At 45.1% G+C, this 7457-nt stretch carries 8 protein-coding genes; 6 read left to right on the top strand and 2 right to left on the bottom strand.

Going from position 1 to position 7457, the window contains the following annotated elements; translation table 11 throughout:
* Both RT269_RS30080 and RT269_RS30075 read left to right on the top strand, forming a co-directional pair.
* The coding region (locus RT269_RS30080; protein WP_331663849.1) for a hypothetical protein at positions 1-462 on the top strand (462 nt) is incomplete at its 5' end.
* Positions 444-857 (top strand): hypothetical protein, encoded by a 414-nt coding sequence (locus RT269_RS30075; RefSeq protein WP_331663848.1) that lies wholly within the window; start codon positions 444-446, stop codon positions 855-857. The genes RT269_RS30080 and RT269_RS30075, both read left to right, overlap by 19 nt.
* 537 nt (positions 858-1394) lie before the next feature.
* On the opposite strand, the gene RT269_RS01075 is transcribed toward RT269_RS30075, so the two are convergent.
* Positions 1395-3191, bottom strand: coding sequence for a BlaR1 family beta-lactam sensor/signal transducer (locus RT269_RS01075; RefSeq protein ID WP_313180157.1), 1797 nt, complete (start codon positions 3189-3191; stop codon positions 1395-1397).
* Positions 3192-3193: 2 nt separating this feature from the next.
* On the bottom strand, positions 3194-3577 hold the full coding sequence (locus RT269_RS01070; protein WP_313180156.1) for a BlaI/MecI/CopY family transcriptional regulator: 384 nt from the start codon (positions 3575-3577) through the stop codon (positions 3194-3196).
* Between the two features lie 210 nt (positions 3578-3787).
* Here RT269_RS01070 and RT269_RS01065 point away from each other — a divergent pair, with 210 nt between their 5' ends.
* From RT269_RS01065 to RT269_RS01050, 4 genes are all read left to right on the top strand, one after another.
* On the top strand, positions 3788-5230 hold the full coding sequence (locus RT269_RS01065; RefSeq protein ID WP_313180155.1) for an ABC transporter substrate-binding protein: 1443 nt from the start codon (positions 3788-3790) through the stop codon (positions 5228-5230).
* A gap of 63 nt (positions 5231-5293) precedes the next feature.
* Positions 5294-6232: a carbohydrate ABC transporter permease gene (locus tag RT269_RS01060; protein WP_313180154.1), complete on the top strand. Its 939-nt coding sequence runs from the start codon at positions 5294-5296 to the stop codon at positions 6230-6232.
* Between the two features lie 12 nt (positions 6233-6244).
* Positions 6245-7108: a carbohydrate ABC transporter permease gene (locus RT269_RS01055; protein ID WP_313180153.1), complete on the top strand. Its 864-nt coding sequence runs from the start codon at positions 6245-6247 to the stop codon at positions 7106-7108.
* 64 nt (positions 7109-7172) lie between these two features.
* A partial coding sequence (locus tag RT269_RS01050) for a CHASE3 domain-containing protein (RefSeq protein ID WP_313180152.1) occupies positions 7173-7457 on the top strand: 285 nt, incomplete at its 3' end.

Here is a 7457-nt window from a genome sequence, read left to right as displayed (position 1 = left end):
GACCTGCTGGAGCAACTGGAGCTCAAGGACCTACCGGGCCTGCTGGAGCAACCGGCGCTCAAGGGCCTACCGGACCTACTGGATCTGAAGGACCTACTGGGCCTACCGGGCCTGCTGGAGTTACTGGCGTTCAAGGACCAACCGGACCTGCTGGAGCAACTGGAGCTCAAGGACCTACCGGGCCTGCTGGAGCAACCGGTGCTCAAGGGCCTATCGGGCCTACCGGACCTGAAGGACCTACTGGCGTTCAAGGACCTGCTGGAGCTGAAGGACTTACTGGGCCTACCGGACCTGCTGGAGCTACTGGCGTTCAAGGACCAACCGGACCAACCGGACCAGCTGGAGCAACTGGAGCTGAAGGACCTACAGGACCTGCTGGTGATCTCGGCCCCACCGGACCTATTGGTCCAACTGGCCCAACTGGCCCAACTGGAGAAGTGGTTTTGGCTTATGGATCTTTAAGAGGAGACAGTATAGAAACACCCGGTGGAACATTCATACCCGTGCCATTTAGTGTGGCTGGACCTTTATCAGATACTATCACAGTTAGCCTATCGGGCAATGAATTAGTGGTCGGGGAAAGCGGAATTTATCAGATAACAATATCTATTAACGCTGAAGCTACTGCTGATCCAGATCCAGATCAACCATATCTAACTGCTATTATTACTGTCAACGGTTTACCGATTTTTGGAGATATTACTACTATCTTTAAGATAGCTAATAGAAGTAGTTCAACATTTGTCGTTCAAGCCGCCCTGGCAGCTGGAGATGAAGTTGGAGTAAGTATTATTACGGATTTCCCTGCTTTAGGTTATATGAATCGTTCTTTAACGATTGTTCAATTAAGTAATTAAATAACTTTCAATCTTAATGAGAAAGGTTAAAATAAAATCGCAAAGTATATTGCCAATTATGGGATATAAATATAAATCAGTTTTGCGGGTGCATTCTGTCAAATAATTTCAATACAGATTTTTGGATAAGATACATTCACTTTAAGAATTTTACATTGATTCATCAGAGAAAGAAATGAAAAAGCGTAGGTTCTGGACTATGAGTTAGTCCATCAACCTATGCTTTTTACGTGTTTACACATTTAGGAAAATTAAAAACATCAACTATTTTCAACTACCCGTTAATCAATATACCAAACTCTCCAAACCCGGATAGGCGGGCCATAGGAATTATAGCCTCATTCTTTTTCTCCAAAAAACGTTTTAAGATCTCATGAATGAATCAATTTTTTCTTTTGTTGAATATTTATAATACATAATTAGTGCAGCAAGCAATTTAACAACAGCCGCCTTTGGTCACTCCTAAGGTGGCTGTTGTTTTGCCTTGAGCTTGTCTGCCTGGAAAGGAGCATACCAATCCCCGGTACGGCAGCCTTGTTATGGTGATTGGGTATAAATTTCTTTATCATTTAAAATATCCAATGTTATTTTTCCGGCCGTGCTGCCATTCGCCTGATTCCCGCCCTGTATGTTGGTTGCAAACACATAGGTTTCTTCTCCGTTCTCCACAAAGCCGATGAACCAGCCGTTTACATTTTCCCCCTCCACGGTTCCGGTTCCGGTTTTTCCGTACAGGGTAGCACCATTGGAAGAAGAAAGGAGTAAGGACTCTTTTACCGCCTTTATATTCTCCTGACTGAATGGAAGTTCATCCTGGTAGAAACGGGTCAAAAGCTTCACCTGCTCCACCGGAGAAATTTTTAAGGAAGATTGAATCCAGTAACGCCCCAGTCCGCCGGATAAGTCCCTGTTGCCATAGCCGATGGTATCTAAGTATTGTTTTAACCTGGGAAGCCCGGTCTTTTCATCCAGGGAAGTGAAATACCAGTTAACCGAACGCTTCATGGCAGTGTCAAGAGTCTGGTCCTGGTTCCAGGCTTCAAAAGGGTAACTGGTCCCATCCCAGGAAAGCAGGGAGGCTTTCGGAGTTATGGTTCCAAGTTCCAGGGCGGCCAATGCGCTGTAAATCTTATAAGTGGAATCCGGGGAAACCCTTCTTGTTCCGGCTTCCCGGTTATAGATGCAGTACTGCCCCGAATCTAAACAATACAGAACAAAGCAGCCATCGTATCCGTTGAAATAAGAGGTTAAATCCAGCGCAGTTACATTTTCAGCCGTAAAATCGTATTCTGTACCGGTGTAGGCATCTGCAGACAATATCGGAATACAGCCCAGCACCAGTGCTGCAATCACAGTAAAGAGGATCCTGCTTTTCACCTCACGCCACCTGGATTCTTTTCGGTAACCGGCAATGTTCAGAATGCGCTTTTTAATCTCTTTCTTCGAGCCGCTGATTCTGGCAGCGGAATAGGAAAATAGGGATATCTTTTCCGCAAAATTTATGAGCGTGCTTCCGTAATCCAGATAGCTGTCCGAATCCAGCAGGGACAGGACTGATGAATCGCAGGCAATCTCCCGGTCGCTTCGCATTTCCTTAAAAGCAAACCAGACAAAGGGATGGAACCAGTAAATGATCTGTGCCAGAGCCATAAGCCTGTTTACCAGAAGATCCTTGTGTTTGCAGTGTAAAAGCTCATGGAGTAGGATATACCGGATCTCTTTTTTGGAAAGCTCTGAAAGCATATTAATAGGAACAATGATGCAGGGGTTCCATAATCCGGCCGCAATGGGAGAGGAGATATAAGCGCTGCTATAGATCGGTATTTCTTTTTTTACACCAGATTCCTCCATGCATGTTGTAAATAGCTCCCGTATCTCCTTATTCTGAAGGGGAAGAGAGGACTGTTTCAACAGCCTGATTTTCCGGCTGGAATGGATGTGAAAACCGGTCATAAGTACCATGCCGGCGATCCAGATTCCAGTTAAAGCAGTTGGAAGGCCCGAATGCGCTGCACGGCTTACGGAAACAGAAAAATCCTGGAGGAGATATTCGGTGGCTGCCGCGGTTTTATATGCAGCTCCTAAGGTACCTGCATGCCCAGGCGAAAAGGAGCTGCCCCAAAACCGCAGCAGCTTAAACGCATATCCAGGAAACAGAAAAGAGCAGGGCAGAAACGGGGCAGCCAGCACAAACAAAAACAGGAACCACAGATTGTACCGGATTCTTGCAGTCAGCTGTTGGTTTAATAATTTCCTGACCAGAAGGATTGCGGCAAGCAAAATAGCCAGGACCACGCTGTTAAGACAAAGGCGTGTCATAAAAGAATCGGGCATAATCAGCGTTCCTCCTCATGTCCGCCCAGAAGAAGCTTTTTCAGCTCTGCCAGGTCTTCGCTTGATACATAATCACTGTTTAAATAGTTGGTCACCATGCTTGATATCTTTCCGTTGTAGAAGCGGTTCAAAAAATGATCATTTTCTTTCGTTAAATATTCCTTTTTTTCCACGAGCGGGGTATAGACGAAAACACGGCCTTCCTTCTGATAGGTGGCAGCACCCTTTTGGACCAGTCTTTTTAAGAGTGTGTGAATGGTCTTTGGGTTCCAGCTGGTGGTCTTCACCAGCTTGTCCGTCACTTCGTTGGTACTGATGGGGGCATCATTCCATAGCACCTTCATTACCTCATATTCTGCTTCGGATATTTGCGGCAGTTGATTCATATGCGGTCTCCTGTTCTTACAATTGTAATAATACTATTATAAGAGCACGATGCCGGCATGTCAATGAGTTCTATGACTCTGTCTGCTTGCGATCAGCGTAACATTATAAATATAAACAGATTTTAAACATGGGACCGTCGGATATTGCATTTACTTAACAACCTTTTTTCCGTAAAATGAAACCATAAACAAACAAGGGAGGTTTAAGGGATGAAATTAAGGAGATTAAGCGGCATACTGATAGCAGGGCTGATGACGGCTGGAACGCTGGCCGGTTGTTCGGGGACCAAGACAGATGCCACAACAGCGGCAGCAGGCGGACAGACGGCTGCTCAGACAGAAGCGGAAAAGGCTCAGCCAGCAAGTGGGGAAAAAACCGTCATTAAGGTCTGGTCCAAAGACCGGCACGACGCCACTTATGTTCAGAAAAAAGTTGACGAGTACAATGCAAGTAACACGGATAACATTCAGGTGGATTATCAGCTTTATACGGATAATTATGTGCAGGCCATTGATATGGCAGTACAAAGCGGGGAGCTTCCTGATATTTTGGTACAACAAGACCAGATGTTTGATAAATATGTAAACGAGGGGCAGTGGGCAGATTTTTATGAGTACATGGATTCTGATATGAAAGAATATTTTAAATCTGTGGTTTATCCCGGTTACAATGAACTGGATGGAAAGCTGTATTTCATTCCAACCACCGGAACCACCTGCCGTCTTTTTTATAACAAAGAAATCTTTGAACGTGTAGGGATTACGGAACCGCCAAAAACGCTGGAAGAGGTGGTGGAGTATGCAAAAAAAATCAATACGGAACTATCCAAAGAAGGAATTTATGGATTTGCAGAAAATATGAAAAGTGCCAGCTCCGGCTTGCAGCGTTCCATGTGCGTCGGCCTGGATAGAGAGACCGGAATGGTACGTGGATACGACTTCGTAAAGGGAGAGTACGACTTTACACCGTGGGCAGATACTTTAAAGCTTTGGAAGGAACTGCTGTCTGACGAATGTGCTTTTCCTGGCTGTGAATCTCTGGATATCGATCCCTTAAGAACCCAGTTTGCAGCCGGCAAGATCGGTATGTATATGTCTTACAGCCATGCGGAGCCAGGAGTATACCAGAATCAGTTCCCCATGGATTCTTCCAAATGGGACTGCGTTCCCATTCCAACCGTTGGCGGAAAAACCACAGGTAAGCAGTATTTTACCGGTACAGGAAGTTATGTTCTAAATGCAAAAAGTCCTAACGTGGATAAAGCATTTAAGGTTTATAAGGATATCTTTTCAAATGAGGATTATTTGATCGGATACTACGAAGGCGGATTTGGTGTAAGTATTCTTCCAAGCGTTATTGAAAAGGCAAAGCCAGGTAAAGATTTCCAGGATAAGAAATGGCTGCTCATTAATGATATTGATGCCCTCCTTCCTAAGCCTCCTCACACGGCCTTCGCATCTGGTATGGTGGTGGAAGGTGAGGATATGTTTAAAACCTGCGAATCTATTTATTATGGAAACGCGGATATAGATTCTACCTTAAAGGATTTAACAGACCGTTACAATAAAGCGTATCAGGAAGCAGTGAAAAATGGAAGCGGTCATGAAGTAAAGATTGAAAACTATGACCCGATGAATCCAACTTTACAGTAATATTGAAAGAGGGGCGCAAAATCAGCGAGGCCCCTCTTTCTTTGAAAAGAAAGGAGTATGCAGATGAAAGACTGGAATGGCAAAAGTGCCTTGCGGGGAAGTAAGATTGTGAAAAAAAACCTGCAGGCATATTCATTTATGCTTCCCAACTTGATTTTGTTCACCGTCTGTTCCTTATATCCGGTGGTGTGGACTTTGAAATATGTATTTTTCCAGTATGGGGGATATGGAACAGGAGTACCGAGATTTGTGGGCCTTGCAAATTTTGCCCGGGTGTTCCGGGATAAAGTTTATTGGGAAAGTGTGATCCATACTTTTACATACGGTTTCGGGAAGGTGGTTTTTATCATTCCTCTGGCCTTTTTTCTGGCATTTCTCTTAAATCAGCAAAAACGGGGGAATGGTGCGGCCCAGAGCATTGTATTTCTGCCTACCATTATGAGCTCTGCGGTCATGGGTCTGGTGTTTTATCTGCTATTCAATGCCTATAATGGGGAGGTCAACAAGTATTTAATGACGGCAGGTCTGATACAAAAACCCATAAACTGGCTGGGGAAAGAACATGCCATGAAAACCCTGATCCTGACAGCGGTCTGGGGCGGTGTGGGAAATTACATGGTGTATTTTATAGCAGGAATCCAGCAGGTATCCGGGGAAGCCATCGAAAGCGCAAGGATCGACGGGGCCGGCAAGCTCCAGACCATCTGGTACATCATTATTCCAATGCTGGGACCCATATTAAAGATTATACTTATGCTGGCGATCACCTCAGCGTTTCACGACATTACCAATGTGATGGTATTAACCGAGGGCGGCCCCACCAATGCTACCATGGTCATGTCCCTGTACGGATACCGTTACTTCTTCCCCATATCAGCGGCAGAAGCCACGGTTCCCCAATATGGCTACGGTGCTGCAGTCAGCGTCATATCCGCAGTGATCGCTGGTCTGGTAACAGTAGGTTATCTGCGAATATCCAAAAAACTGGATGAAATTTATTAAGGAGGCGGCAGCATGAAAAACTGGAATGGAAAACATATATCAAAAGCCGCCTGGCTTTCTTTGGCCGGAAAATGGGTATTTCTGGGCATTATGATTTTATTTACACTTTATCCGGTCATTTATACAGTGCTGGGATCTTTGAAGACCAATGCAGAGCTGACCCAGGGCGGCGGCTTTTTTCCGGAGAAATGGCATTTTGAGAATTATTATCAGGCTTTTGTCCAGGCAGACTTTACAAAATATACGTTCAACAGCATCGTGGTCAGCGTTTCCGTTACACTTCTCGCTGTGGTTACCTGCTCGCTGGCCGGTTTTATTCTGGCCAGAAGAGAATTTGCCGGGAAAAAGGTGCTCTTAGCCCTTTACTTATCCATGATGTTCGTGTCCTTAGGGTCAGTTACCCTGTATCCAATCTACGAATTACTGCGGGCATTAAAGTTAAATAAGTCCATATTTGCCCTTATTGTGGCACTTACGGGAGGGCAGGCCACCAATGTTTTTCTGGTCATGGGTTTTACAAAGGGGATTCCCAAAGAGCTTGATGAGGCAGCCATCATTGACGGATGCAGCATTTATGGAGTTTATTCCCGGGTCGTTCTGCCCTTAAGTAAGCCGATCCTGGCGGTAGTGGCCCTATTTTCTTTCCGGAATGCCTGGAATGATTATATCACCAGCCTGATCATGACGATTTCCATGCCGAAGCTTCAGACTCTTACCGTGGCGGTTGTCCAGCTAAAATATTCTGTCAATGCCGCGGCCGAGTGGCACATCATGCTGGCGGGAGCGTCCATCGCCATCATCCCAATCCTGATTGTCTATTTGTTTGCCAACAAACAATTCATTGCAGGCCTTACGGCAGGTGCGGTAAAAGGATAGGAAAAAGTGCGGGTCCTGTGATATACTGGAAAAAAACAGAAGAGCAGGAAAACGGGGGGAAAGCATGAAGAAATTTATAAACAATTTAAGATTCCGCAGTAAAATCATCTGGCTGTTCGGAATCATGTTTTTCTTTACTACCGCCATCAGTGGATTATCCTATTACCAGTACGCTTCCAATGATATTGAAGAGAATTTCAAAGTGGGGGCAGAGGACGTCCTGGCTCAGATTGTGGATACCTTAGGCCAGAGGCTGGGTGTCATCAATCAGAGGGCCAAGGGAATGCTTGCTAATTATACCTTTATGGTGACCCTTTCCGATTATTTAAATAATCCAAATGACATCAAT

Origin of the sequence: Lacrimispora sp. (genome assembly GCF_032078915.1) — a bacterium.
In the GTDB taxonomy this organism is placed as follows: Bacteria; Bacillota; Clostridia; order Lachnospirales; family Lachnospiraceae; genus Lacrimispora.
Note: the sequence above shows the minus strand (reverse complement) of the source record. Positions and strands in the feature narration are given on the sequence as shown.

What these genes read in the sequence shown, in the direction of transcription:
- RT269_RS01075 (WP_313180157.1), bottom strand. Translation starts at nt 3,191, where the DNA reads ATGCCCGATTCTTTTATGACACGCCTTTGTCTTAACAGCGTGGTCCTG.
- RT269_RS01070 (WP_313180156.1), bottom strand. Translation starts at nt 3,577, where the DNA reads ATGAATCAACTGCCGCAAATATCCGAAGCAGAATATGAGGTAATGAAG.
- RT269_RS01065 (WP_313180155.1), top strand. Translation starts at nt 3,788, where the DNA reads ATGAAATTAAGGAGATTAAGCGGCATACTGATAGCAGGGCTGATGACG.
- RT269_RS01060 (WP_313180154.1), top strand. Translation starts at nt 5,294, where the DNA reads ATGAAAGACTGGAATGGCAAAAGTGCCTTGCGGGGAAGTAAGATTGTG.
- RT269_RS01055 (WP_313180153.1), top strand. Translation starts at nt 6,245, where the DNA reads ATGAAAAACTGGAATGGAAAACATATATCAAAAGCCGCCTGGCTTTCT.